General features: G+C 39.3%; 21 protein-coding genes. 5 read left to right on the top strand and 16 right to left on the bottom strand.

Annotated elements, in window-relative coordinates:
• Positions 1-12 precede the first annotated feature (12 nt).
• From C2M25_RS17550 to tagH, 12 genes are all read right to left on the bottom strand, one after another.
• A complete protein-coding gene (locus tag C2M25_RS17550) occupies positions 13-780 on the bottom strand; it encodes a type VI secretion system accessory protein TagJ (RefSeq protein WP_105181730.1) in 768 nt (255 codons plus the stop codon).
• 2 nt (positions 781-782) lie between these two features.
• Positions 783-2309: a type VI secretion system contractile sheath large subunit gene (gene tssC / locus C2M25_RS17545; RefSeq protein ID WP_105181729.1), complete on the bottom strand. Its 1527-nt coding sequence runs from the start codon at positions 2307-2309 to the stop codon at positions 783-785.
• Positions 2310-2336: 27 nt separating this feature from the next.
• Positions 2337-3830: a type VI secretion system contractile sheath large subunit gene (gene tssC / locus C2M25_RS17540; RefSeq protein ID WP_105181728.1), complete on the bottom strand. Its 1494-nt coding sequence runs from the start codon at positions 3828-3830 to the stop codon at positions 2337-2339.
• Entirely contained in the window at positions 3827-4330 is a 504-nt protein-coding gene (gene tssB / locus C2M25_RS17535) for a type VI secretion system contractile sheath small subunit (protein ID WP_105181727.1), read from the bottom strand. The genes tssC (C2M25_RS17540) and tssB overlap by 4 nt, the downstream gene beginning before the upstream one ends.
• Before the next feature lie 12 nt (positions 4331-4342).
• Positions 4343-5449, bottom strand: a complete 1107-nt coding sequence (tssA, locus tag C2M25_RS17530; protein ID WP_105181726.1) for a type VI secretion system protein TssA — start codon at positions 5447-5449, stop codon at positions 4343-4345.
• Between the two features lie 159 nt (positions 5450-5608).
• Positions 5609-6400, bottom strand: a complete 792-nt coding sequence (locus C2M25_RS17525) for a PP2C family protein-serine/threonine phosphatase (protein WP_105181725.1) — start codon at positions 6398-6400, stop codon at positions 5609-5611.
• On the bottom strand, positions 6393-7121 hold the full coding sequence (tagF, locus tag C2M25_RS17520; protein ID WP_105181724.1) for a type VI secretion system-associated protein TagF: 729 nt from the start codon (positions 7119-7121) through the stop codon (positions 6393-6395). The genes C2M25_RS17525 and tagF overlap by 8 nt, the downstream gene beginning before the upstream one ends.
• A complete protein-coding gene (gene tssM / locus C2M25_RS17515; protein ID WP_105181723.1) occupies positions 7103-10603 on the bottom strand; it encodes a type VI secretion system membrane subunit TssM in 3501 nt (1166 codons plus the stop codon). The genes tagF and tssM overlap by 19 nt, the downstream gene beginning before the upstream one ends.
• 10 nt (positions 10604-10613) lie before the next feature.
• Entirely contained in the window at positions 10614-11891 is a 1278-nt protein-coding gene (gene tssL / locus C2M25_RS17510; protein ID WP_105181722.1) for a type VI secretion system protein TssL, long form, read from the bottom strand.
• 16 nt (positions 11892-11907) lie between these two features.
• Complete coding sequence (gene tssK, locus C2M25_RS17505) at positions 11908-13236, bottom strand: type VI secretion system baseplate subunit TssK (protein WP_105181721.1); 1329 nt, start codon at positions 13234-13236, stop codon at positions 11908-11910.
• A gap of 10 nt (positions 13237-13246) precedes the next feature.
• Positions 13247-13705, bottom strand: coding sequence for a type VI secretion system lipoprotein TssJ (gene tssJ / locus C2M25_RS17500; RefSeq protein ID WP_105181720.1), 459 nt, complete (start codon positions 13703-13705; stop codon positions 13247-13249).
• Between the two features lie 26 nt (positions 13706-13731).
• Entirely contained in the window at positions 13732-15042 is a 1311-nt protein-coding gene (gene tagH / locus C2M25_RS17495) for a type VI secretion system-associated FHA domain protein TagH (protein WP_105181719.1), read from the bottom strand.
• Positions 15043-15303: 261 nt separating this feature from the next.
• On the opposite strand from tagH, the gene C2M25_RS17490 reads away from it, so the two are divergent.
• Both C2M25_RS17490 and C2M25_RS17485 read left to right on the top strand, forming a co-directional pair.
• Positions 15304-17262 carry a serine/threonine-protein kinase gene (locus C2M25_RS17490; protein WP_158679742.1) on the top strand — a complete coding sequence of 653 codons (1959 nt, stop codon included), beginning with the start codon at positions 15304-15306 and terminating at the stop codon, positions 17260-17262.
• 112 nt (positions 17263-17374) lie between these two features.
• Positions 17375-17719 carry a PEGA domain-containing protein gene (locus C2M25_RS17485; RefSeq protein ID WP_105181717.1) on the top strand — a complete coding sequence of 115 codons (345 nt, stop codon included), beginning with the start codon at positions 17375-17377 and terminating at the stop codon, positions 17717-17719.
• A gap of 50 nt (positions 17720-17769) precedes the next feature.
• On the opposite strand, the gene C2M25_RS17480 is transcribed toward C2M25_RS17485, so the two are convergent.
• Positions 17770-18129, bottom strand: coding sequence for a DUF1294 domain-containing protein (locus C2M25_RS17480; RefSeq protein WP_105181716.1), 360 nt, complete (start codon positions 18127-18129; stop codon positions 17770-17772).
• A 52-nt stretch (positions 18130-18181) separates the two neighbouring features.
• Between C2M25_RS17480 and C2M25_RS17475 the strand changes: the two genes are divergently transcribed.
• Positions 18182-18706 (top strand): hypothetical protein, encoded by a 525-nt coding sequence (locus tag C2M25_RS17475; RefSeq protein WP_105181715.1) that lies wholly within the window; start codon positions 18182-18184, stop codon positions 18704-18706.
• 45 nt (positions 18707-18751) lie between these two features.
• Here C2M25_RS17475 and C2M25_RS17470 read toward each other — a convergent pair whose 3' ends face one another.
• On the bottom strand, positions 18752-20269 hold the full coding sequence (locus C2M25_RS17470) for a DUF3360 family protein (protein WP_105181714.1): 1518 nt from the start codon (positions 20267-20269) through the stop codon (positions 18752-18754).
• 400 nt (positions 20270-20669) lie between these two features.
• Here C2M25_RS17470 and C2M25_RS17465 point away from each other — a divergent pair, with 400 nt between their 5' ends.
• Together C2M25_RS17465 and C2M25_RS17460 are read left to right on the top strand one after the other, a co-directional pair.
• Positions 20670-22166 (top strand): sensor domain-containing diguanylate cyclase, encoded by a 1497-nt coding sequence (locus C2M25_RS17465; RefSeq protein ID WP_158679741.1) that lies wholly within the window; start codon positions 20670-20672, stop codon positions 22164-22166.
• A 149-nt stretch (positions 22167-22315) separates the two neighbouring features.
• Positions 22316-22630: a hypothetical protein gene (locus tag C2M25_RS17460; RefSeq protein WP_105173659.1), complete on the top strand. Its 315-nt coding sequence runs from the start codon at positions 22316-22318 to the stop codon at positions 22628-22630.
• A 368-nt stretch (positions 22631-22998) separates the two neighbouring features.
• Here the strand turns inward: C2M25_RS17460 and C2M25_RS17455 are convergent, their stop codons facing one another.
• Both C2M25_RS17455 and C2M25_RS17450 read right to left on the bottom strand, forming a co-directional pair.
• Complete coding sequence (locus C2M25_RS17455; protein ID WP_063704397.1) at positions 22999-25122, bottom strand: methyl-accepting chemotaxis protein; 2124 nt, start codon at positions 25120-25122, stop codon at positions 22999-23001.
• Positions 25123-25239: 117 nt separating this feature from the next.
• Positions 25240-26244, bottom strand: a complete 1005-nt coding sequence (locus C2M25_RS17450; RefSeq protein ID WP_105181712.1) for an AraC family transcriptional regulator — start codon at positions 26242-26244, stop codon at positions 25240-25242.
• Positions 26245-26337 lie beyond the last annotated feature (93 nt).

Below are 26337 nucleotides of genomic sequence, written 5' to 3'. Positions count from 1 at the left end.
AACATTTCACACTCAATTGATGAAAGAGCCAAGTTCAGACAATAAGACTGCTTCATCATTTATAAACAGCATTTTCATTCCGCGTCCTAAGTACATTTCTTCAGTTAATTCTTGCCATTCAGTCACTTGGCCTAGTTTTTCTATTTCACTCTTTGAGTGTGGGTAAACAACTGGGATATGAGCAGTACCTACAGGCCCATCTTTGATAGTGACCTCAACACGTAGCCAAATTTGCTCAACGATTGATTCTATGGGTTGAACTTCAAATTTTTCGATTTCATCAAAGCGAGCTAAATAAAACTCACCGTTGGTCCCCAAAATTTCCAGAAATGGGTTTAATGAATCATCAATATCTCTGATTGCAGTAAGTTGCTCATTTGCTGAATTAGTTCTGAAAGACTCAACTTTGGCTGCATTTTCAGTAGCCTCTTTTAAATCTTCTCCACGTAAAGCAATATGCATCTGTAGAAATATCTCATCGAGTTCATCTGCTTCATGAAATAGTTTAGGAGCCGCTTTACCTTCATAAAAATCTTGTCGTGCTTGCTCGGCCCTGATTAGGTGTCTTAAATTAACAGCACCTACCGCCAACTCAGGTGATTTAGTCACCATAAAATCTAATTGTTTATCCGCTTTTTCAAGTTCACCATTAACACACAACAATTCCGTATAAGCGCTGCGAATATCAAAATTCAGTGGATCATCTTTTAGTTTTTGTGCGCAGTACTCTAATGCATCAGCTAATTTTCCATTGCGAATACACTCATGGATCTTTTTCATTTTTATTCCTTTATTTGATGATGAGGACTTAGTTCAGTCACTAATTTGATACTTGATACCATTTGATCAAGCTGAAAATGAGGTTGTAGTTGTAAGACAGAAAAGTAGTGGCCTGGCTTCGATTTATTTTCAGTCACTTTCACTTTAGCATTTGCCAAAGGATACTTACTTCGTATTTGCTCTGAGGCAGAGTCCGATGCTGTCGTGTAGTTATTAACCCATGCTTGCAAGCCGTGTTCACAAGCTTGAGCTGTACTGTAAGAACCAACCCGATCACGTGCTAGCAGCTTTAAATAGTGAGCAAAACGTGAGACACATAAAATATATTGCAGCATAGACGATAAGCGGGCATTTACTGTCGATGCTTCACTATCATAGTGCTTAGCTTGTTGAGCCGAAGCGTTACTATAAAAAACCAGATGCTCAGTATTAATCACGGATGAGGCTGGAATAAACCCAAGTTCAGAAAATTGCTTTTCTAATTTACTGGTTATAATCAAATCTATTGGTGGTTTAGCTTCTTTTCTGTATACATCGGTTGAAAAGTAATTTTTCGTCAACCCAGTAACGATACCTTTAGATATTTTACCTGGTTCAATGCCTCTTATTTGACCAAACCAACCACTTTCAGCATAAGCACGCACTAAAGTCGACACAAATTGGTAACCGGCGTTTCCCCATAACATATCTGTTTCTGGTGTTGTTATTTTTTCTGTATATAAAAAGTCTAAGTGACGGGTACCGTCGTTTTTATAGGGGGCTCTGACTAAAACATGCGGCAATACAAGACCAACAAAACGCGCATCTTCCATGGCTCTAAAGCTACGCCACTTTGTATATTCGACCTGTTCAAATTGATTATATAAATCGAATTGGTAACCTAGATCAGTAAAGCTGTTTGCACCAAATAAGCTTGCTGACACAGCAGAAATAAATGGCGAAAAGGAGGCTGCGGCTACTTTCGAAATTTCTTTTAAGGTGTCTATATCGTTGTAAATTGTACCCGGTGCATTCCCGTTGGTAATTTCGTAATCACCAATCAATACACCAAAGGGCTCTCCGCCAGGGCGATCGAACTCATTTTGATAAATTAATTGAAAGAAGCTACTTTGATCAAAATCGATTGCTTTATTAACATCTCTCGATAATGTATTCCAATCACAATCTAACAGACGTAACTTTACTTTTTTTTCTTTATCGCTAAGTTCTGTTTGTAAAGTTAACCACCATAAATTGCGCCAGCTGGCTTCTAATTGTTGAAATGTTGGGTGATGTAAAATCTGATCTAATTGCTCAGATATAAGCGAGTCTATTTTAACAATGGTCAGTTGCAAATATGAACTGATTGACTCTTTATCCCACAGCAATGGTGAATCAGAAGAGCCTTCAAGCCATAATAACAGTGCTTTAAATGTCTCTTTCTCATTTAGAAAGCGTTCCAATAAAGCGCTATTTTCGAAGATATCAGACGCTGTATTATGAGAAAATACAGCGTCAGCTCCTATGAATGAAAACTCTTCACAATTCATTTTGCATCATCCTTAATGCAGAAAGGGTTAACCAATCTCAGGGATTTTGGCAACCAATCTAAGTGATGACGTTAACTCTTCCATTTGTAACCATGGTCTTAACCACGCAACAGCATTATAGGCACCAGGTTGACCAGGAATTTCTTTAACTGAAACTTTTGCATCTGCTAAAGGATAACGTGCTCTGATATCTTGACCACCACCCTCTGTTGCATTTACGTAAGATAGAATCCAACGATTTAGCCAAGATTCAACGTCTTCTGCTTCCATGAAGCTACCGATTTTATCGCGTGCCATTACTTTTAAATAATGAGCAAAGCGAGAAGTAGCCATTAGGTAAGGCAAGCGAGCTGAAATAGCAGCATTCGCAGTTGCATCAGGCGTTGAGTAAACTTGCGGTTTTTGACACGATTGTCCACCAAAGAACACCGCGTAATCTGTATTTTTATAATGACACAGTGGTAAGAAACCAAGCTTACTTAACTCTGCTTCACGTCGATCAGTAATACCAATCTCTGTTGGGCATTTAAGATCAGGATCACCATCATCACTTGTGAATATATGGGTAGGTAAACCTTCTACTTTACCGCCGCCCTCTGCGCCACGAATAGCAGTACAAAAACCATATTGAGAGAATGCTTTTGTCATGTTCGTCGCCATCGCATAGGCAGCATTACTCCAGCAATAATCACCGTTATCAGTACTTACAGAGCGACCGGCAAGCTCATCAACTTCAAACTCTTCATAGTTGAATTCTTCAACAGGTTTAGATGCTGCACCATAAGGTAAACGAGATAAAAATCTTGGCATCGTGAGTGAAACAAAGCGTGAATCATCGCTATCTCTGAATGAGCGCCATTTAGTGTATTCAAGAGATTCAAATACTTTTTCAAGATCTCTTGGTTTAGTGAGCTCTTCCCAACTATCAAAACCAAAGAGTGAAGGTGATGATGCCGAAATGAACGGACAGAAACCAGCTGCAGCAACATTCGACATTAAGCCAAGAGTTTCAACATCTTCAGGGTGATTCGTAAACTCAAAATCACCAACAATAGTACCGTAAGGTTCACCACCTGGTGTACCAAACTCTGACTCGTAGATTTTTTTGAATGTTTGGCTTTGATCAAACTCAACCGCTTTACTTAAATCTTTATGAAGCTCTTTCTTCTTCATATTAAGCACGCGAATTTTTAAAGTTGAACCAGTATCCGAATTCATTACCAAGTGATTCAAACCACGCCACGAACCTTCTAATTTTTGAAAGTCTTCATGGTGCATAATCACACTGAGTTGTTTCGATATTTTTTGGTCGATCAACTGAATCGCTTCATTGAAAGTCACTGTCATGTTTTTATTCCATTGAACAGTGCCCTTTAAAGCTTCTTCAGTTAAAGTGCGTAATAGCTCTTCCGCTCGACTTGCGTCTGTTTGTTTAGTTGCGCCAATCGCTTGAGTTAATAACGACGTTGACTCTGTCGTTGTTGCTGTGTCTAATTCTTGTGCTAGTGTTTCGGTGCTCATTTTTCAGACTCCTCTAACTTTAGCTCTTTGGCAATTGAATCAAGACTCGCCGTGTTGCTTAACACTTCTTCTAAGACATTTTCTAACTCTTCTGAGCGGTCAATCTTAGTCATTAGGTCACGAAGCTTATTGCGTGTCTCCATCAAATTGCGTAATGGTTCAACTTGATTTACGACAGCTGCAGGCTCAAAGTCATCAATACTTTTAAAGTTAAGAGCAACACTAAATTTGGTGCCATCATCAGTTAAGGTATTATCAACATCTAACTTAAGAGAAGGACTCATTTTCTTTAAAACATCATTAAAGTTTTCTCTATCGATTTGAATAAAACGACGGTCTTTTAAAGGTTTTAATACTTCTTGATTATGACCTGAAAAATCGCCCATTACCCCAACCACAAAAGGCAGCTCTTTTTTTACAATTGTACCTTCTGTTTCAACGTCATAGGTAATATGTACTCTCGGTTTACGTACACGTTTTAATTTGTCATGGATACTCATTCAAAACTCCTTTTACTCGGTTTCTGTTTCGCTAACTTTGATGCCAGACAGCTTAAAGTATCCGGTCCTAGCATCACTATCGGTTATTAACTCATTTAATAATTCTGGTAGCGATAATTCGCTCCATCGAATAACTTGTTCAATGGTGTAAGACATAGGTGAATGTGGCTCTGTCTTTCTAAAAAACTGCGCAATTTCTTGCAACTTGTTTATCGCATTTTCTCGGCTATTGATTTGGGTATCATTTCGAGAGGGATTCTCTGTGACAGATGTTTCGCCTTCAACCTGCTCATTTTCTTGCAGTTCTTGTATTGACTTCGCTTCAAGGGACTTAAGTTTATCTTCACCTAAATGTAAAACTGCATTTAAGCATTCCTCGAGTGCTTGCTTGATATTTGAAGTAGGCTGCGATTGTTCTGTAGCATTATCAAGTGCACTACTCAAAGCACTAAATTCTGCAAGCGCCTCTTCAATGCCATTTTTTATATCGAGGAAAAACGCTGCTGACGTTTCTTGGGCACTTTTCTCTATCAACTCAAAATCAATAGCCCCTTGCGCTATTTTTTTCTCTCTTTTCTCTTCATTGAGTCGAGATATGTCGTAAGCTTGCTGATATTCCCAATAAGTAAATGGTTCGTAGTTTTGGCTATCTGTTAATGCAATACTTTTGATAGGGATGATCAATGCCCCATCCCCCGCTACACCATTTAAACCAACAAGGGCAGAGACTTTATCAGATATCTCATCACCTTCATCAAGTGATGGGTAGAGCGCCTCAAAATGTTGACTTATTAGTTCATGTGCCACGCGAAAGCCAAATGCCAAACCTTTAAAACCATGTACACGACACAATGCTTCAGTAAACCAAGCTAAATACTCTATATCTTTACTTTCTGATTTTAATGCTGCGCTGCATTGTTCTAACAATGGCTGCCAATCACGAGCAAGAGAAGCGATGCCTTCGTCATCGACGAGTGCAAGTCGTTCAGCAGCACGTAACTGATTGCGCATATCTTTTAAGGAATAATACGTTGAGGTAGGAGACACATCAGATCTTGGCTCAATGCCCGCGAATGCATCTTCACTAATTGGAGCTATATATTCATCAAATACAAACATTCCATTGCCTTACAAATTCCTTTTACACCCAAAATAGAGACAACGTAAAATAATACATCTCTTATTTTTAATTTCAAGCCACAAAACCATTAATTAAAATAAAATTACAAAAAATAAAATAATAAAATAAAACATCATTCATATTATTTAAATAATAGACTACCTACTCAATAATAAGGGCACAGTCAAATCATTATTAGTTAATGTTTTATCATTAGAATTATCTAACTTTTCATTTTTCACTAAAATAAAAGTAACATTATCTCTTGCGCCACGCACAAGAGTGGAATGAATTAAAGCCATACCTGAGTCAATAATATTTTTAGGACCCAAAGCAATACTAATTTCCGAGTCATTTAACTCGCCAGTTAATCCATCTGAGCAAAGTAAGAAAATATCATCAGTTAATAAGTCGCCTTCTACAAAGTCGACAGACAACTCATTTTGCACCCCTACCGCGCGTGTAATAACATTTGCTAAAGGGTGATTTATTGCTTCTTGCTCTGTGAGTAACCCCTCATCAATTAAATCATTAATTTGACTGTGGTCTCGAGATAACTGTAACAACCCATTCGCTCTGTAAAGGTATATTCTGCTATCACCTACCCAAATTGCTGAATACTTATTATCTTTGAAAAACAATACGGTAACTGTTGTACCGGCCGTTTTGTTAGCTAAAAAATCACTGCTATATTCAAGCAGTTTTGTATTGGCACTTTTTATTGCCTTGATCAACATCTCGGTTGAAATTGATGACGCAGGTAACTCTTCGACTTCAGCCTTGATAACATCTACCACTAGCTGACTTGCAAAATCGCCCGCTTCATGTCCTCCCATACCGTCTGCAACCACCCAAATGTTATACTTATTAAGTTCAATATAAGCATCTTCGTTAAGTTCTCGAACGACTCCGCGATGAGACACGGCATAACTAATAAAATTTTTATTCACACTTACTTACCTGGGTATAATTCCATTCCCAATGCTGCCAACGTCCATCTAGCATTGCAGCCACCTGATTTACCGGTGGTAAACCTGCCGTCACAAAAACAACAGGTTTAATATTGATAGAGCCGTGAGTCCACCAAACGCTGTAATCACCATACTTATTGAGTAAAAGTGAATGCAATACATCATCTAGAGCCCCATCCGCTAATTCATCTCCTTGAAACTCAAATACAGCAGCAGATTTATTTTCATCTGGCGAAAGACTTTTACTGAACTTTTTAGCGGGTGAATGACGAACTTTAAGCGTATTCAGTACCTTTTTCTGCCAAACACTCAAGTCCACACTGTCATCAAGTACTGATAACACAGCGTCTTCATAATCAAGCGATAGCTGGTTCGAATTTAACGCCGAAATGGGTGTGCTGTCGCTATCGATGAGAACTGTAAAGGGATAATGGCGCCCAACAGCATCAACACTTGGTAAAAGTGTGCCCACTTTTGCGCTTTCTGTAATTAAGTTTTCAGATAATGCAAAGTGCCATACTGGACTTGTTAAATAACGTTCTTGCCACTGAGCACCTAACTGTTCTTTACTTACTGCTATTGCTGCCTGTAACCAATGCTCCCAATGCTCTGAAAACTGTTGGCTGATCCCTTCTTGCACAAAGTCACCCAAAAATGGAACCTTGCCCAAATAGCCAATACCTATAGCCTTGTCGGACATGAAAAACTCTCTATACTTGCGTTCCAAAATGGGTGTCTAATTGAATTTGGTAATAATTCAACGGTTGCATTATTACCTTGCAGCGAAAAGTGCAGCTCTAAGTCACTCTGCGTTTCTGCTCGTTGAGCCTTTAAATCGTCTAACATTCGATAGAAAGACCATTCGCCACTGTAACTAGTATTGATAGTCCTGCCACCATAAGGTGGTGTAAACACAATTCTGGTTTTACTTTGGGCAACGTCTCCTGGCCATACAATACTTTTTACTTTCGGTGGACCATGTCGATAAATCATTGACTGACCATCAACTTCGATCATGAAGCTAGAAATTGTTTGGTCGAGTTTTATCGGCTTTAAACCAAACTCTATGCGTGGCGTATTACTGCTGCCATCGAAGAACACCTCACGAATTCTGGCTGCTTGCTCAAACATTTTAAGTGCGGATTCGCTTACTCCTATGTTTTTTTCAAATCGCCATGGACTCTTACTGGTATCGACACTGGGTGCAATATAGGTAGTAAAGAAGTTATCAATTGTGCCCTTAGGACCAAAAAAGTCAGAGAAATCTTTAAGGTTAATTTCTTTATCTGAGTGAGGTACCAACGGGTAACGCCCTACAATTGCTGCGTTGTACTCACGTAAAACACTGCTTCTCCAGATTTCGTTTAAGTGCTGATTGGCACTTTTTCTTGTGATGTTTGACGTATCTTGGCTTATGTTCAATAACCAATTACTGGCTGGATAAGGCAGCCCTTTACTTTGAAACTCAAGCTGGCTCAGAAACTCTGGTTTATTTTTACCGCTTAATTGGTTCTTTACAGAAGACTTAAGTAATCCACCACGGTCAAGTTGGTTTAAGTAAATATTTAGCTCTCTTAAACTTGCTTGAATTGTCTCAAGTTGCTGTGGTTCTATTTCTAAAATATCACTAAATGCTTCTTCTACTTGATAACCAGGAAGCTTCACCTCAAATTTCGGTGTTTCATTGGGTAAGTAACGCTTAAGTCTATTAGCCTTAGTATGCATAGCAACTTCAGCTGCATTTGCAGCCACTTTACCGGCAGCCTTTTGATTTTCCGAAATAGGCAACTTAGTCAACTGAACATTTTTTTGAACAGTTGTAATAATATTTTTTATTGGTGCTTCTGGTCCCGCTAAAACATTAGTAACGCGAACACCTTCTGTTGGTGAATTGAACTCATTTAAAGTCAACTCATCAACAAAGGAACGCCAGTAATAGATATAATCTTGAAAATACTTTTGCTCTAATTTCTTTTCGATTTCAGCTTTTGAGATATCGTATGTGTTTGCAGCTTCTTCACCGTAAACCCAACTACTTGCCATCAAGTTACCCAACATCTTGCTTTTCTCGACATTAAAAATGCCATGATAACCATTGTAGGTATAAAGACCTGGGATACCTTTCATCGCGACTTCAGGGTTTTGAAAACTAAATTCTCTTGCACTTTCGTAACTTATAATGTCTGTTAATTTTATTGGTGGAATGCTGCTTTCCATAAAGTCAGCTTGCAGTCTTTGATAAGCTCTTTCTGCAATTGGCAGTTTTGTTAATTCAGCTCGCGCAAGACGAACAGCTTGATGATCAATTTCCTGCCCAGAAAAACCATGCTCCAGTAGTGCTCGCGTATGAGCCATGAGATCACTGCGATTAGTTACGTTCACATCCCCCGGAAGAGCTCTTTCGTAATAGGCACTAAACCAGGCAAGTAAATCATCTTGATTATAATGCTCAGGCTCAAATAACATCAGATAGCTGCGTAATGTCTCGTATAAATAACTCAAATAATCAGCTTGTTGCTCCATCTCAGATGTTAGCGCATTGAGTAAATATGGTTCTAGGTACGTTTTTAGTGAACGCAAGTAGGCACTTTTTGAAGCCTCTGTTAGCTCTTCGACCTTACTAAAACCATACGCTTCAAAGTCTTCAGCATTAATCTCGTTAACAGGGAAGTTCTTCAGCTTATTAAAACGCTGATTCAAAACAAGTAAGTTACTTTTATCTACCGTATTTTGATCTAATACTTGATATTCAGCTAACGCTTGATTTGTTTCATCTATCAATTCACTATTCCATGAAAAGCTAATAAACCAAGAAATACTTAATGCTATCAGAGTGATACATGTCGCTGCTAAACATGATACCCGTAGCCACTTACTTTGCTTTTCATGATGTTTGTTGGTACTTGCTAAGTTTTGCTCAGGAAAAATAACGCTTTCTAATAAACGCTTTATAAAGAAGCTTCTCGTTTGATTGATATAGTCTTTTTTCGTCGAGTTTTGCTCAGTTAGCAAATTAGAAGGTGTTCCCTCTTGCGTTGCACTGGTAAGGTATACGCCACGAAATATTGGCAGACTTTCATACGCATTTGGCGTAAATATTTCTTTTAAAAAAGAGTAACCAACACTTTGAAGAGCACGAAGTTGTTTTGGAAACTCAAACACTTTAGAACGGTTCGCCAAATCATGCTCATTAATCAAACGTCGATTTAATAGCGAGGTTAAATTTGAAATTAGCCCATGAAATTCTTTATTAAACACTTCAATTTGATTGTCAGAATCTGCATCAAGTTCAAAAGTAACCCCCCAAACTTGCTCCGTCTCTTCATCACTCAGTTCACTAAAAAACTCTCTAAAGCCTTCAACTAAGTCAACTTTAGAAAAAATAACATATACAGGAAAAGTCATACCAAGCTGACCTTGAAGCTCCTGCAAGCGTTGTTTTATCGCTCGGGCATGCAAGTTACGCTCAGTTTTCGTTTGATTCATCAGTTCGGATATACCCATACTGATGATTACACCATTTACAGGTCGTTTTGGACGGTATTTTCTGAGTAGCCCTAAAAAGCCTTGCCATGCTTTAGAATCATGCAAAGCATGACTGTTTTGAGTTGTGTAACGCCCGGCGGTATCGATAATCACAGCTTTGTTGGTAAACCACCAATCACAATTACGTGTACCACCCACACCGTGAATTAAGTCAGTACCTAGCTTTTCCTTTAGAGGAAAGTCGAGACCTGAATTATTAATGAAGTTTGTCTTACCTGACCCTGGTGGGCCAATCATAATATACCAAGGAAGCTGATAGATATTACGGCCGTTAAAAAGCTTAGCGTCCTTCAACAACTCTATTGCCTCAACCATACGAGTTTTTAAGGTTTTAATCTCTTCTTGGACTTCATCTGCAGAATTAGCATCAACTTCTATCAGCTCTTCTGTCATGCTGGTATTTCGTTTGCTTTGATTTCTAAATTCAATTAGTTTAACTACGGTATAAACCAGTAAAATTGCTAAAATAGTGATGGCACGAGCTGCGACACTTTCAAACGGTTTATAATCGGCGATCGCAATCAGTGGACCACCAAACCAAATAAGTAGGAAGAGAGCTATAAAGCCAACTACAATCATTACCTTACGAGAAGTAGCAGCGTACATAGCGCGCTTGCACTTTTGAATAAAACTCATCACATCTCCATTAAAAAAGTAAGTCGATTTCAATTCGGCGGTTTAATGCCTTATCTGAATTCGTATTGCTCACTAAAGGCTCTGCAGAACCTTTTCCTTCTGGCCATAACCTTCCCATTAAGCCAGTATTCTTAGCCATTGAATTTGCTACTTGAGTAGCTCTAGCTAATGATAAATGCCAATTAGAAGGATACTGACTGGTACTTATTGGGCTATCGTCGGTGTGACCTGTGATTAAAATTTTGCCTTTTGTTCCTTCAAGGCTTAGTGCTAACTTCTCTAAAATGGGTTGGAAAGAGGGCAATAGTGTTGATTCACCAGAGTTAAACAAACTCTCATTATTTATTGTTATTCTGATCCTGTCTGTTTGTTGTTCAACGCTGACTATACCGCGTTGTATCTCTGTGTGTAATAACTGAGTTAACAAGTCAAGTTGCTTGCTTCTATTACCTTCAACTTGTGAAGATGACAAAGGATGAACTGACTTCAAATTTTCAGCTGTAGCGTCAACTTGCTCATTAAGACGCATGTTAAAAAATAAATAAACCACGAGTGCAATTAAAGCCAAAACCGATATCACAACCCAAAGTGGAATTTGGTTTCTGAGTTCTACACCTGCTGCAACACGGCTTTTCCAACTAGGTGTTAAAAATTGACTATGAGGCCCATCCAATTGATTGAGGATGTGATAAATTCTATTGCGATAATCTTCTAGCTTGCTTTCACCGCTTGCTGCAACTCGAAACTTACCTTTAAAGCCTAAATTTAAACAATGGTATTGTAGCTCTAAAAAGTTTCGATTCATTTCTGGATGCGCTAGCGCTTCATCCAGCAAAGTAAAAAAGTACTCACCACCAAATGTTTCTTTATGAAAAGTGGATAATAAGCTTTCTTCTGCCCATTCTAACGAACTCCACTTTGCATTTAATACAGCTTCATCAATTGCAGCACATAAGCAATAACGCGCATTATTAATGACCGTGAGCTCAATTGATTTCGCGCGCAGATTCGTCTCAAAGCGCTTGATTGATTCAATTGCACGATGCTTTAAGGCCGCTAAACTGTCTATTTGTGATGACTGATTAATAAAAATGATCAATGAAAAGCTATCATTAGCCGCATCGAGTAATTCATTTTTAAAAATTGATACAGAACTAACATTCGCCTTTTCAGGTGAAGAGTGACTAAACGAGACCACGGTTTTGTCACTCGAGCCTTGCGATGCTTCTGAATTTGACTTGTTACGGCCCAAACGTCCTGGACGTGGTTTAATTATTGTTTCATCCATTGAAACGCTTCCTTTATTAGCTTCTAATTGCCCAAAGAATTAAGTTTAAATCAGGGTAGTTACCTGATAAATGAAGAGCGATACCCCCACTGGATTTTAGTTTGCTCCAGTGTTCACTGTTTTTATTAAGCTCAAAATAATGATATCCAGCATGGTAAGGTACTTGACGTGGCGCTGTAGGTAAGCCATTGATTGAGATCCCTGGTAGCTGGTTATTTACTAAATCTCGAATCGACTCTACGCTACCAATTTTAATTTGCGAAGGTAGCAACTTTCTTAATTCTTCATGGGGAATACTCGCTTTGACAGCCAGTACGAATTGAGCAGAGTCGAGAATCGACTTATCTCTTAATGCACCGAATGAGATACCAAACTTACTTTGTTCTAACTTAATTTCAGTGGCTGTTTGTTCAATCACTTGGCTGAGAGATTGGTATAGGAAGTTCACAACCTCTGCAAAAACAAACTGTAAATTTGCATGGTCATATTTTGGAAGTTGCGGCACCCGTTTATTTACAGCACTAAATGTTGCAAGTTCGCCAGCAAGCTCAATTAACCTTGCATAAAGTTCTCGCGGGTGAACACGAGAATGCGTTAATAGGCTTTGAAAAATAGCATCATATTTATTGAGTGTTTGTAGCATCAAAAAATCAGCCACGGATGTGCTACCTGCATACCCTTGACATAGTCTCACCGCAATACTTTCAGCACGTTGCTTTATTAAACCTGAGACCTCTCTGACAAGCGCTGTTAAAGGCTTATTACTGGTGACAAACAAACTAGGAGGAATATACTTAGAATCAAGTTTAATTGCTCCCTCATTCGTGACTTCTGTAATTCTTGCAAGCGGCAGCAAGACATAACCCGATGTATCATCAGACATTAACATCAATCGGCTATGAAGCTTTGCCACTTGGATTACTTCTTGAGCTTGAGAGCCTAAACTGTCATCACTAACTGATAAGTCTGCAATCCTGTAACGTGTCACTAATTCGTCTTCACTAGAAGAGATGTTGATCCCACTTCCCTTCAAGGCTGGAATTGCAAGGCATATAATTTCATCATAGGCACTTTTAGCTACCACTAAGGGATCAGGAAGAAACTCATCACTTGGCATCTGAATTGGGCATAAATCTGGCGAAATAGCCGACAATTTATCAATAGCAAATTGACCAGTTACAAGTAGTTCGCTATCAATTTCGAGTTCAATGACCCCCCATGAATCAGCAACAGTGCCCTCTATAACTCTTCTAATTACACTAGAAACATGCTTATCTGCTTGTTGAAAATGCTGAGGCCTTAAGAACATTCCTTCTGTCCATGCGACCCGCGTGTAATCACTCATGTTTATTCCTTTAATCTTTCATATATACAGCTAACGACTCAACATTTACGTCGATGTCATCATAGCCTGTTGGGTCAACTTCTATAACAGCTCGCCAACGGGCCTTTTCAATATCTCTGTAAGCGACCACAACACCAACAAAACGTGTGTTTCTGTTCAAGTTCATTTTGTATTCAATGTTTGCCGAAGGTTGTAATTCAAGCTCATCTTTCTTAAGTAGATCTGGACCAAGTACTGCTTCAGGATTTTCATATAAGCTAAAAAAATCTTGCGTATCAAAAATGGTGCGAGAGCTCAGTTCAAACACTTTATAAACAACAGGTGAAGGACGACCAGAGATATCTGGGTTCACATCTGAGGCCACTGAAATATTTAAATCAGTAGATGGGGGCACAAACTTGTTTACTGTTGTACAGGCTGTTAAAAATACCCATAAAGCACCTACAAAAGTAAGCTTGAACTTCAACATTGCATTATTCCTTCATTGTAATACAGCTAATTTCCACCATTGTAAGCCTTCAGAAAATCATCAGAAAATGCTAAAACTCCTTTAGCTTTAACATCATCTGTAATGTCAGCATACAATTCGTTATATATACGCCAGCTTGAAGCATCACCATAAGCAGACAATGAGCTAAGTAACCCACCATTATTGCTTTGTGCTTTTATGCCATCGGGTGATAATTGTTCTAAAAGACCATTAAGTGCCCCAGTCGCACCTGCTAATAACCCTTGCTCGTGAAGTTTTGTATCAACAAAACTTTCTTTAACTGCTTCATTCGCTGGCAAAAAACTTGCGCTATTGCTAACAAAAAGATTCTGCATTACATCATCAATTGTTGCTGAAAACTTAAGTGGATTATTCTGTTCAACTTTAAACGTTGTGTGATTCAATTTAAGTTGGTTCTTAATATTTGTTCGCTGGCGAATCAAATCCATCGAGCCTTCAAGGAAAAGCTTAAAGCACTCGCCCATACGCTGCCATGTGTCTTCATTTTGCAGCTCTACTGATAGCTTTTCATTAACACTTAAACCATTTAAAAATGAAGAGATTAACTTCGATGAGTTTGGAATTTGATTATCTTTTATAGGTGCACTAACTGGGGCGTTATTTGCAGCCATTGCACTATTGCCATTATTAAACGGCTTACTATCATTAACAGCTGGAGTGCTAATTACAGGCTCTTCTACCGGTAATACAGGCACGCTATTTTCTCTTTCTTCTACTGTAGCTGATAGTTGTGCGAGTTCATCCCAATCCTCGGGAATAGGTTGACTCAGATTTTGTTGTGAAAAAATGTCAATATTATCACTCGGTGTTTTCTGAAAAGTAGGCGCAATCATTGCTTCTTCAAATTCGTTTGCACTGCCATAAGCCATTTGCTGTTCAGCAAACCCCTTAATATCATCGCTTGAATCTTTTGGCATTTCAGAAAGCGAGGTGTTGAAAGAATTGATTTGTGGCTCAAAATCTTGAACTTGGTTAACTTGCTGTAGAGTTGATTCTATTTGAAAATCACCAATCGTGAGAATGTCACCATCATTTAGACGGTGTTTATTCTCTTTTCCTAACGGTGAAACTGAAAAGTTTATAAACAATCCATTGGTAGAGTAGTCATATACATAGAATCCATCGGTCTCTTTTACGATTTTGCCATGGCGACCTGATATTACTTTTTCAGGATCAGGTAAATACCAATCGCAATCTTCTGAACGACCAAAAGTTAATTCATTTTTTACTACTTTTTTCGCATCTATCTCAGGAGAGAGCCTGTGATAACTGGTAACATTTAGAATCACTTCCATTTGATTGTTAGTCCCATAAATACAAACATTCTATTAGGATAAAATACTTCACGGAATAAAGTCAACGCGGAAAAATACCCAAAAATAAAATTTAAAATAGTTTCAAAAAACAGAATAAAAAGGATAAAACAAATAACCTACTCTGAAAGTAAACCTTAAGTACCACTTCATTAATATAAACTGAATGATTGCTTATTGGTGTATTTTTTGTAAAATATGGCACCAGTCAAAAGGATATTGATTTTTATACAAGGAATTATAATGACTGCCGAAAATGATAAAACACGTATTGCTTCAATAAAAAATAAAAATGCAGTATCGAAAGAAAGTAAGCTTCACTTAATTGGTAAATATCTAGCAAAGCGCTACTTAATTGAAGAATTAATTGGCGAAGGCGGAATGGGTTATATTTATCGAGCGCGAGATACCTATCTAAATACTAATTCAAATCAAGACGATATCGTCGCTATCAAAATATTGCACCCAGAACTGGCAGACTCTGAAGATGCGCTACTGTTGCTAAAAGATGAAACAATAAAAACGCGCTCTCTTTCTCATCCTAACATTGTTAAAGTGTTTTCAGCGTCATCAAGTGACAACTATCATTTCGTTGTAATGGAATGGATTGAAGGCGAAACTCTTGAACAGTTGATCAAAAGAAATAAGCCCAGTGGTTTATCTCAAAAAAGGGCTAAACCAATTTTAAATCAATTAATTGATGCCCTTACTTATGCTCACACAAAAGGAATCGTTCATAGCGACCTAAAACCTTCAAATATTATTCTTGATTCGCAAGGAAACTTAAAAATCTTGGATTTTGGGATTGCAAAAACAAATCTTCACGAAGATAAATATGCAGCGCCAAATAACAATGAATTACCAAATAGCAATGGTTATACCCCCACATACGCGAGCCCTGAACAACTAAATGGCGACAAATCTTCAGCTAAAGACGATATATTTGCATTTGGTTGTATCGCATTTGAGTTATTAACGAGTAAGCACCCATACAACAGAGTCGCTGCAAATCAAGTAGCAAAAGAAACAAGCGTAAAAAAACCGAGCAATTGTTCACTGAATGTTTGGCTTAAACTAAAAAAATGCCTCTCACTTGATGCCGCAATGCGCCCTAAATCATTGCTCGAAGTTAGGTCTGAACTAAACAACAATAGAACATCTCTAGTGATCCATGCCGCTTGCTACACATTACTTCTGGGTGCTGCAGGGTATCAGTTTTTATCTCAAAGCGATAAACAGCAATTGATTGAAGCAAACTATCAAAACTCGCTCGCAAAAGTAGAACAGCTTGAAACATGGATGAATTGGCCTAGTGATGGCCTACCACAACGTTTAAATGAAATTCCACCACAATACCAAGTTTTAAAAGAAGGGCTCTTGGCTGTTCATCAAAGTAAAGTCGTGGAAAAATTTACTAAACAAGTTGATGATTTACCAAGAACCGCCATAAATACAAGAGCCTATGATGATGCTATTGATATTTATGACGAAGCAAAAAAAATCTATCCCGATTCAGAAACAGTAAATAACAAGCTCGAAAGTTTACTAACTGAAAGACAGTCGATCCTTTCTGATCTTAGTTATCGTTTAGATGTACTGTTATCGCAGTCTCGATATGATGAAAGTGGGGACAACAATATTCACGGCCTTGTATCTCAATTAAAAATTATCGATGCTAGTTATAGCTATGTACCTAACCAAGAACATATAAATAATTTCAAACTGGCCGTTTTAACGTCTATTGAAAATGAAGATTTCGTCACGCAGAAAACGTTACTTGATGTCGGTGAATTAGTTTTTTCAAATACTTCAGAACTTGAGCCACTCGTTACGGCATTGAGAAAAAAAGAGTCAGCTATGGTCGCATTAGCTGAATATAAGAGAAAAACGAGTGAAGGGAAGACAGTGAGCTACCCTGGTGATGATGCCAAAATATTTTATCAAGAAAAATTAGAAAGATTTAACACGCAACTTGCTAGTGTTTCTGACTATAAGCAGCTTATGGAATTTGATGAATCATTTAGTAAGGAAGCTGAAATTTTTCCCGAATCATTTGAGCCGATTTTATTAATCAAAGATCAAATCGCGACGACTTATATCTCTATGGCAAGTAGCTTGATGAAACAAAAAATGTATAGAACAGCCGAAAGGCTTGTCGAACGCAGCGAAGAAATTAGAAAGAGTCTAGAAAATACAATCTAGCTCAAACTTAAATAGTCAAACGTCACGGAAGAACGAATTTGCACAAGTATATTTTCGAACGCCATTCTTTTTCTATAACGTTTAATAAATAGTGTAATTTAATGGAGTAATTATGAAAAAATTAAGCTTAGCCTGTGCCTTATTGGTTTTAGCCGGCTGTTCATCAAGCCATGATGTTGAGCCGCAACCAGAGCCTATTGCAGAAGTAACACCTGAAGTAGTTGTGGATGAATCGGTTATTTCATTAACAGTGGTCACAACACCTGATGATGCGCGTGTTCGTATTATGAATATTAAACCTGTTTATGAAGATGGTATAGAACTTGATGAAGGTAAGTACGACATTGAAGTAACAAAGCCAGGTTACTTAACTTACCGCAAATGGGTTGTTGTTGATAAGAAAACAATTCTAACGATTGAGCTTGATAGTATTGAATCAATTCAAGCTGCTCAATAAGTGGTTTTCACAAAAAAGGAAAGCTGTTGCTTTCCTTTTTTGATCTTCTTTTAAATTAACTGCAAATAATACAGTGAAGACAGTGCACTGCCATTAACAATAATTGTTAACCAAAGTACGGCAATAAAACTGCGTTTTTTTGATTTGTGTCTTAACCATTGCTGCGCAATTAATGAACCTGGCCAGCCGCCGATTAACCCTAAAATATGCAGTGTACGCTCAGGTACTCTTATCACATGCTCGCCATGTTGCATCGCTAAACGTTTATCCCAGCCATATACCAAAAAGCTTATTAAGCTCGTTACGCTGTAAGTGCCTGCAATAAAGTAGGTAATATTAAGTTGCCACGATACCAGCCATAGCAGCGCTAGAAACAACAATGAAAATGTAATTAATGTTTTCTTAATCAAAGAATTATCACCTATACTCTGCAAAACAAATTAATTTTATCGGGACGCTATTATGGCATACCTAAAATCACTTTTACTATCAATCTGCCTATGTTCACTTTCTGCTATTGCTGCAGATCAACAACTTGATGACAAGCTAAAAGTGTTTGAGCCTTACTTAGGCACGTGGCAGTCAGACTTTAATGTCGCAGCAGGTAAGCCTGCCGTGCAAGATGTGAGTAGCTGGCAACGCGCGCTCAATGGCACGGCGATTAAAACCATACACTCTATCAATGAAGGTGAATATGGTGGTGAGTCGATGATTTTTTGGGACAATAAAAAGCAGTCTTTGGTGTTTTATTACTTCACTACGGCAGGTTTTTATACCCAAGGCACTATGAATGTACTTAGCCCTACTCAATTTGTTGCTTATGAAAATGTAACGGGTAATAAAGAAGGGATCACTAAGGTGAAATCGACAAGCGAGTTTAAAAACAACAGCTTTGTAGTGTCGACCTCTTACCTTAAAAAAGGTCAATGGACAAAACCCGATACCCGAACTTACACCCGCAGCGAAAAAACAGTTAAGTTTAAATAAAAGCTTTAAAAAAGGGTAAGGCGTTTATCACCTTACCCTTATATATTAATGTCTAAAGTCTGCCATTAATGCTGGGATCCCTGGCAACATACCCACCATTGCCATCACGCTTGTTAAAATAACAAACATTACTAATGGAATGATCCAGCGGCTCATTGGGGATAGTTCAGAGCTTCGTTCTTTACAACCAATTAAGCCCAGATTGTCGAGCAACATAGTTAATGACCAGCCAAATGCAGGATTCACTAAAGTCGATGAAAACACCACAATAGCAGCCGATTGCGTAGTTTTACCTTCGCGAGTCATTTCCATACCCGCTTCTAGAAGCGGGATAAACACACCAACTATTAGCGCGACGCATAACACGGGTTGCCAAATAGCTAAATCCATTGGGTAGCCCCAAATACTGGCAATAATACAAAATAATGCCGTTAACACCGCTCCGGCAGGAATTGGGCGTTTAGCGATGGCTGCTGGCACGATGTAGGTTCCCCATGACGAGGTAAAATTAGAGCCGCCTAACAAGGAACCAAATGTCTGGCGGATTGAAGCGCTGAACATGGTATCGTCAATGTTCATTTGTACTTTTTCTGTGCGTTCTGGGTAACTAATTTTTTGGAATACTTGATGCCCTAAAAAGTCAGGTGACCACATGGCAACCGCAAGCACCGCAAATGGCAATACCACCACAAAGCTCTCTAGGGTTGGTAAACCCAGCATCCAACCGGTATTTTCACCCCACCAATACATTGGGTTCATATTTGGTAAACCCGGTGCGGTCTTAAACTCAAACGGCGCTCCCAGTAAAAATGCAATTAAACCGCCAAGTAAACAGCTTAATGGCACGGCTAACCAACGTTTTTTGTAGTGCTCAAGTAATGCATACAACACGATAGTCGACAAAATCACAATGAAAGCGATATGGGTCATATCAATGCCTTCAGCCCATGCAAATAGCTTTTTAACCTGCGAAATCGTGCCAATAAAACCAAGGTAAAGCAGTAAACCGCCACACACGCCTCGGCTGGTTAACCCCGCCAGTAAACTCCCGCCTTTACTAAGCGCCAGTAATAGACCAAACGCCCCTATCAGTAAACCGAAGGCCATTGGGTGACCACCCGCAGCAACCACAATCGGGATCAAAGGAATAAGCGGCCCATGCGTACCCGCTAAGTTTGCTGTTGGTAAAAAGAAGCCTGAAAATAATAAAATGAAGATCGATACAATTAACAGCTCATAGCGCACGTTTTCTAGAATAAAACCTTCACCTAAGCCCAGTGGCGCTGCAAACGTTGCAGCAATTGCACCCACCATAACCACCTTGCCTATGGTGCCTGCCATAGCAGGGATAGAGTCTTCTAATTCAAACCGATAATCACGAAATGGTAAGTTAGGACGCCAGCGCTTAGGCTGCATAATTTGTAATTCGTGTTCAAGGTATTCGTCACGACTCGAAAATTCACTGCTGGGTTTATGAAGAGCTTGATAGCTTTGCTGGTCGGTATGAGTATCCGATCCTTGTTCAGCAGGCGTTTTTGACGCTGATTGCTGCCTCGTATTCATGAGTTCTCCTACTGCCTATCTTGAAAAATTGTGTGAGTTTTTATTTTCCAGTTAGGGTAAAGCAGCCAGATACAAAACACGATTAGGCAAAAGGTCGGGTATGAATTTATAAAATAGGTGTTTTTAATAAGTTGAGAGTATCAGAAACAAATTTAATACATTGATATTTATAACTTTACTGATTTTAAACGCTTTTAAAGAGTAAGCTAAAGATTGTTTTTTAAGCACATTAACTATTAGTCTAATAAATTGTATGAATAGCAAACAGTGTTATAAAAACTACTTTTAAATTAACTGAATTTGCCTAATTCCTAACTACTAATACACTAATTTATTAGTAGTTTGATTAATGCTAACTCGCAAGTCGGTGGCTTTCTTACATAAGCACATAAAGGGATGTATGAACACACAGCTCAAGCCTTGGCAATTTAATATCATTGTTTGCTCTGTTTATCTGCTGTTTGGCTTGTTTACTATGCAAGTGTTAAAAACACTAGCGGTATGGCCACCAGCAGGAGTCGCATTGGCAGGCTTGATGTTATTTGGTCGTAAAGCCTGGTTGGGCGTTGCATCAGGCACCTGTTTAGTTGTGTTTTGTTATTTTTATCTCAGCGGCTTGAATCCATTCACGTTTAAACACATAGCAATAAATGCCGCGACAACCACAGGTAATACTCTCGCTGCTTTAACAGCATTTTGGCTAATTAACCGAAAACTTAAACAACACACGCTGCTGACGAGCGTTACCAGTTTAGCCAGAGTGTTTATTGTTGCTTGCATAGCGATTGGTGTGATTTCTGCACTTTTCGGTGTGGGCATATACTCACTAGTTGGTATCGAGTGGTTTAATGGCTTGTATGTAGGCATCTTAAATTGGAGTATTAGCAATGCCTTAGCGGCAATTGTGTTCACCCCTGCCCTTTACTTTTTATGGCGAAATTGGCCGCATACAGTCACTTCTAGTGAATTTTCTAAACTTCTGTTGCTTACTCTGACGGTGGTTTTGTTGTGTTATTTTATTTTTGGCCCCGCATACACAACCATGACATTACCATTTTTACAACCTGCATTACTGCTGTTTCCGCTGCTTTATGCCGCTACGCGGTTATCACCAACTGCCACCAGTTGCATGAATATGTTGGTGTTTTTTGCAGCTTGGGTCGGAAGTAATCAAGGCTGGGGGTATTTTTATTATCATCATCCTAAAACAGCAGAAGTGACCATGCAGTTTTTCTTTTTATTTACTCTTTCAGCGATATTACTTATTCAAGCCGTGTTTATTCAGCGCAAGAAAGAGCAACAAAAACTAACCACCATGCTCGAACAAAAAGTAGAAGAGCGAACCTATGAGCTAGAACGTGCTAAGCATGAGGCATTAGCCTTATCTGTAACAGATCATTTAACACAACTTTATAATCGCCGCGGCTTCTTCGAAAAGGTTAATCAGCAGTTTGCAAAATATCATGACGTGCAATGTACCTGCTCTCTGTTACTGCTAGATTTAGACCAATTTAAAGGTATAAACGATAAATTTGGCCACGCTACTGGCGATGAGGTAATACGAACCACTGCACATAAGCTCATCCAACATAGCAGATCATCAGATATTGCGGGTCGCATTGGTGGAGAAGAATTTGTCTTATTTTTACCTATGGCAAATAACCACACGGCATTTGCTATCGCAGAAAGGATCAGAGCCGATATCGAACAGCAAGACATCATCGCCGACAACAAACACGTTAAATTCACCGTGAGTATTGGTGTTAGCACCTTACAAGCAAGCGATCAGCACATAGAATCGATGTTAAAACGCGCGATAAAGCATTATACCAAGCCAAAAACCAAGGCCGTAATCAAGCGCAGTGTAGTTAGATTCAGTTACGAGTTACGAGAGTAAAGTTGCGAGATGCGAGCATGAGCCTAAGATTCCTTGCACTATACGACTAGAAATTAATTAACGGCTCTGTTAAAAATACACTGACTATAGAAGAAAACGAGCTATAAGCCCGTTAAGTTTAATGGAATTACTATCCTTGTGAGGTTCAAATGGAAATTGAAGTAACCAGACCAAAACAATATCATGATAAAATTAGAGATTACACTTTATGGGCCGACTCTAAAAAAATCGGCAAAATCAAACCCAACTCTTTAACCAACTACACAATACCTGATGACACTAAATTTATCTGGTTCTCCATTGATTGGTGCTCTAGCCCTAAACTTTCTGTCAAAGATATTCAATCAAATAAAGTAACTGTTTCGAACACTATGAGCAGTCACTTACTATCGGGTCTATTTTTACCCATCTATTACGTTACTTTTGGTAAAAATAAATATCTAACAATTACGAGCGATGCATAACCACCCTTAATCGATTTTCAGATCCGATTACTTCATCGCATAGCGATATTTTTACCCTTAGTCGCGGCATAAAGCCGCTGCTACTTTGTAGGCGTCACGCTTGCTTGGCGCGCGAAATAAGGTATTAGGTACGAGTTACGAGAGTAAAGTTACGAGAATCGAGGAACGAGTCTGTAGCAGCGATTTTACATCGCGTTTTTCTCGAACCTCGCACCTAGCACCTAGCGCCTAGCTCCTAACGCCTAGCTCCTAACGCCTAGCTCCTAGCACCTAGCTCCTAGCTCCTAGCTCCTAGCTCCTAGCTCCTAGAGCCTAGAGCCTAGAGCCTAGAGCCTAGCGCCTAGAGCCTAACAACTAGCACCTTATAACTATTTCGTCTTCAACTTATTCAACTCATCATCTTGTTGTGCAACGAGTGCATTGAGGGTTTGGCTACCGTCTCCGGCTTGGGTAGATAGCTCAGCTAGTTGCGATGCGGCATCTGAAATTAACGTCAGGTTGCGGTTTATCTCTTCTGTGACTGAGCTTTGCTCTTCTGCAGCCGTTGCAATGTGAGTAATTTGCTGCGTGATTTCATCCACTTTGACTACAACTTCGTGTAATGCATCAAATGCAACGGAGGTTTCATCTACCGCGGTTTGTGCACGCACAACACCTTGCTCAATGACCTTAGAAGCGTTGCCTACTTCTAGCTGTAAGCTGTCGATTAGGCCGCTGATGTCATCGGTTGATGAACGTGTTTTTGAAGCGAGAGCCCTTACTTCATCTGCTACTACCGCAAAGCCACGGCCTTGTTCACCGGCCCTTGCCGCTTCAATTGCTGCATTCAGTGCAAGTAAGTTTGTTTGCTCTGCAATTGTTCTGATCACATCTAAAATTTGTGTAATGTCGTTACTACGTGCCGCGACTTTTTCAACCGCTTGATTGGCCTCTTTGATTTCATCCGACATGGTTTTAACTTGGGTAACCGCAGACGACAAGCTCGATTCACTACTCACCACAAGGCTGTTTATTTCATCGGCTTGTTGTGCTGACTGCTCTGAGGCTCTTGCTACTTCGAGTGCTGTCGCGCTCATTTCATTCATGGCGGTTACTACGCTCTCAATTTCTTGGAACTGAGCTTGAACGTTGTGTTTAGTATCAACAGCAACACTAGTCGCTAAGTGAGCCTGCTCTTTGGTTTGCGTTGATACATTTTTAAGCTCACCAATTAAATCGCGCAATTTAGCAAGAAATGCATTAAAGCCTGTTGCCAATGCGATTAGCTCAGCGTGAGTATCAACATGCAAGGTTTGAGTTAAATCACCTTCAGCACTGGCAAGGTTATCAACGCGCTGTTGAATTTGCTGTAGTGGTGCCACAATTGTGCGGATCACTAAGGTCATGATCACAAAGGCGGCACCAGCAATAATAATACCCGTTACCAAGATTAAACCGCCTAGTGTATTGGCATTTTCGCTCATGCTATTAGCCAGTGCATGCGGCCCTTCAAGGGCAAGCTCAGCGGGTACTTCAATCAATAAGTTCCACTGTGTTTTTGCAAGCTTTATGGTAATTGGGTAGTTAACTAAATACTCATCACCGACTTTAAATACACCACTTTGTTTTTTCGCTTTTACGTAATTGTCTAAAGTGCTTTTGGCCACCGCCTCTTTTAACGGTCTGCCTAACTTATCTTTGTAATGGCTACTACCAACCACTAAATCGAGTGAGCTTAATAAGGTGACGCGTGCTTTACCGTTGTACAGCTCTTTTGAGAGTTTTTCGGTCATGCTTTGAAACACTGGCAGGGTTAAATCAACCCCAGCAACACCAATAAATTCGTTATCACGGAGAATGGGCACAGTTAAAGAGGTCATCATTTCAGAGTAACCAGGGGTGATTTCGTATAAGTAGGGCTCCATTATACAAGGCACTTTGGTATCCTTTACACACAAGTACCACTCAGCTTCCCGCTGGCCAAATTCATTGAGCGTATCGACATACTTCTCAGCCGCATCGTCAACCACCTGTTGTTCAATGGCACCATCTCGATTGCGTGTGAAATAAATTTCGAGTGTGCCAACACCTGCTACAGAGTGGTCATAACCACTGATGAAATTTGCATCACGGCCATCAAACGCATTTGCTTCAAATTGCGAATAAATAGATGAAAGAATTGTATTTTTTTTAAGTAACGAGCGATTTACTTCAACCACAGCATCACGTGTTAGGGTCGTTGCAGCATCATGATCGCCTAAGATAGCGGCAAATGAGTAAGGTACTCGGTACGCTTCGTTAATAAACCCAGCTACTTGTTCACCATATGCGGCGGCATTTGAGGCGAGTTTGTCTTCAACTTCAGCAACAATCAACTTTTCTGATTGCGCAGCTAATTGCTGGTTACTGTTTGACAGTTGCCACCATAAAACACTTGATAAAACAAACACAGTAATAAAAATACTGCCTACCGTAAGCCATAATAGCTTTTTCGCTAATGCTAACTGCCGCATCGACATTTCCTGTTTTTATTGTAGGTTTGCTAATAGTTTAGACCATTTGCATGACTTCACAGGGACAATTAGAAAAAAAAGTATGAAGTTTTAGTGTGATTGAGCCTTTTTGTAAAGTTAGCGCAAATTTTGCTGCCATTCGGTGGGTGACACACCAAACCATAGCTTAAAGCGACGACTAAAAATCGACAGCTCCGCATAGCCTAAACGCAGTGCTAAGTCGGTCATATTGATATGCTTTTGTTGTAATAGTCGCATTGCCTCTGACTTTCTAACTTCGTCCAACAATTGCCGATAACTGGTGTTATGCTCAGTTAATATACGTTGCAGCTTTTTGGGGTGTAGCCCAACACTTTTAGCGGTATTTTCTTTATTGCACTCACCGGTTGCTAGCAAGATTTTCATCGCACCTTCTATTTGCAGCATTTCATCGGGGAGTTTATTGAGGCGTTGCAGCTCAAGTTGATCCGCTATTAAGGTGTCTAAAATGGCATCATTGAGCTGGGGTTTAAAGGATAAAAATGCGCTAGAAAAATAAATCGCATCCACGTCACTGTTAAACTCAACTTCACAATTAAGCACTTTATTAAATAATGGCCGCTGTTTCACCGCCACAGATTGCCGTAAACACACTTTATCGGCGTGCCATTTCGGGCCAACTAATTCTTTTAATATTTTATTGACCAAACACACTGCCAACTGAGATTTTTGCTCAAACTCGTGTTTTTCGTCAGAGAGTCGGACAAAACGGACCTCACAACTTGTTTGCCCAAGCAGTGCAAGGTTAAGCACAATGCCTTCGGCATGCAGGTATATGTATTTTTGGGCAACATTAAGGGCATCAAGAATCGTAGGCTGGCGCGACATGTAAGCACCAATTAAGCCCACAGTACTCATACTTTGTGATGCGCCAAGCTTTAAGCCAAAACATGGCTCATCACACGCTTGGGCAGCAAGTTCAAGTAGTTCAAGGTAATGAGCGTAAACAACAAAGCTGTCTGGGTCGCGTAACTGTGCGGGTAAAATACCTGCTTTCTCCAACAAAGTAATTGGATTTACACCATATTGCCTCACTAAATTCTCAAACCCAGCTAAACTAGAAGAGCGAATTAAACTTTCCACACAGTGTGCCTTTTGTCCTAAAGAGTCATTTCAGTGTCCTAAAAAGTCAAATCAACTGCAAGCGATTTATTTATGCTAGAACAAACTCTGATA

Origin of the sequence: Pseudoalteromonas sp. T1lg21 (assembly GCF_002964625.1) — a bacterium.
In the GTDB taxonomy this organism is placed as follows: Bacteria; Pseudomonadota; Gammaproteobacteria; order Enterobacterales; family Alteromonadaceae; genus Pseudoalteromonas; species Pseudoalteromonas gelatinilytica.
This window is presented reverse-complemented; position numbering and strand designations above follow the sequence as displayed.

Coding starts and splice junctions, on each gene's coding strand:
- C2M25_RS17550 (WP_105181730.1), bottom strand. CDS start 780: ATGAAAAAGATCCATGAGTGTATTCGCAATGGAAAATTAGCTGATGCA.
- tssC (WP_105181729.1), bottom strand. CDS start 2,309: ATGAATTGTGAAGAGTTTTCATTCATAGGAGCTGACGCTGTATTTTCT.
- tssC (WP_105181728.1), bottom strand. CDS start 3,830: ATGAGCACCGAAACACTAGCACAAGAATTAGACACAGCAACAACGACA.
- tssB (WP_105181727.1), bottom strand. CDS start 4,330: ATGAGTATCCATGACAAATTAAAACGTGTACGTAAACCGAGAGTACAT.
- tssA (WP_105181726.1), bottom strand. CDS start 5,449: ATGTTTGTATTTGATGAATATATAGCTCCAATTAGTGAAGATGCATTC.
- tagF (WP_105181724.1), bottom strand. CDS start 7,121: ATGTCCGACAAGGCTATAGGTATTGGCTATTTGGGCAAGGTTCCATTT.
- tssM (WP_105181723.1), bottom strand. CDS start 10,603: ATGAGTTTTATTCAAAAGTGCAAGCGCGCTATGTACGCTGCTACTTCT.
- tssL (WP_105181722.1), bottom strand. CDS start 11,891: ATGGATGAAACAATAATTAAACCACGTCCAGGACGTTTGGGCCGTAAC.
- tssK (WP_105181721.1), bottom strand. CDS start 13,236: ATGAGTGATTACACGCGGGTCGCATGGACAGAAGGAATGTTCTTAAGG.
- tssJ (WP_105181720.1), bottom strand. CDS start 13,705: ATGTTGAAGTTCAAGCTTACTTTTGTAGGTGCTTTATGGGTATTTTTA.
- tagH (WP_105181719.1), bottom strand. CDS start 15,042: ATGGAAGTGATTCTAAATGTTACCAGTTATCACAGGCTCTCTCCTGAG.
- C2M25_RS17490 (WP_158679742.1), top strand. CDS start 15,304: ATGACTGCCGAAAATGATAAAACACGTATTGCTTCAATAAAAAATAAA.
- C2M25_RS17485 (WP_105181717.1), top strand. CDS start 17,375: ATGAAAAAATTAAGCTTAGCCTGTGCCTTATTGGTTTTAGCCGGCTGT.
- C2M25_RS17475 (WP_105181715.1), top strand. CDS start 18,182: ATGGCATACCTAAAATCACTTTTACTATCAATCTGCCTATGTTCACTT.
- C2M25_RS17470 (WP_105181714.1), bottom strand. CDS start 20,269: ATGAATACGAGGCAGCAATCAGCGTCAAAAACGCCTGCTGAACAAGGA.
- C2M25_RS17465 (WP_158679741.1), top strand. CDS start 20,670: ATGAACACACAGCTCAAGCCTTGGCAATTTAATATCATTGTTTGCTCT.
- C2M25_RS17460 (WP_105173659.1), top strand. CDS start 22,316: ATGGAAATTGAAGTAACCAGACCAAAACAATATCATGATAAAATTAGA.
- C2M25_RS17455 (WP_063704397.1), bottom strand. CDS start 25,122: ATGCGGCAGTTAGCATTAGCGAAAAAGCTATTATGGCTTACGGTAGGC.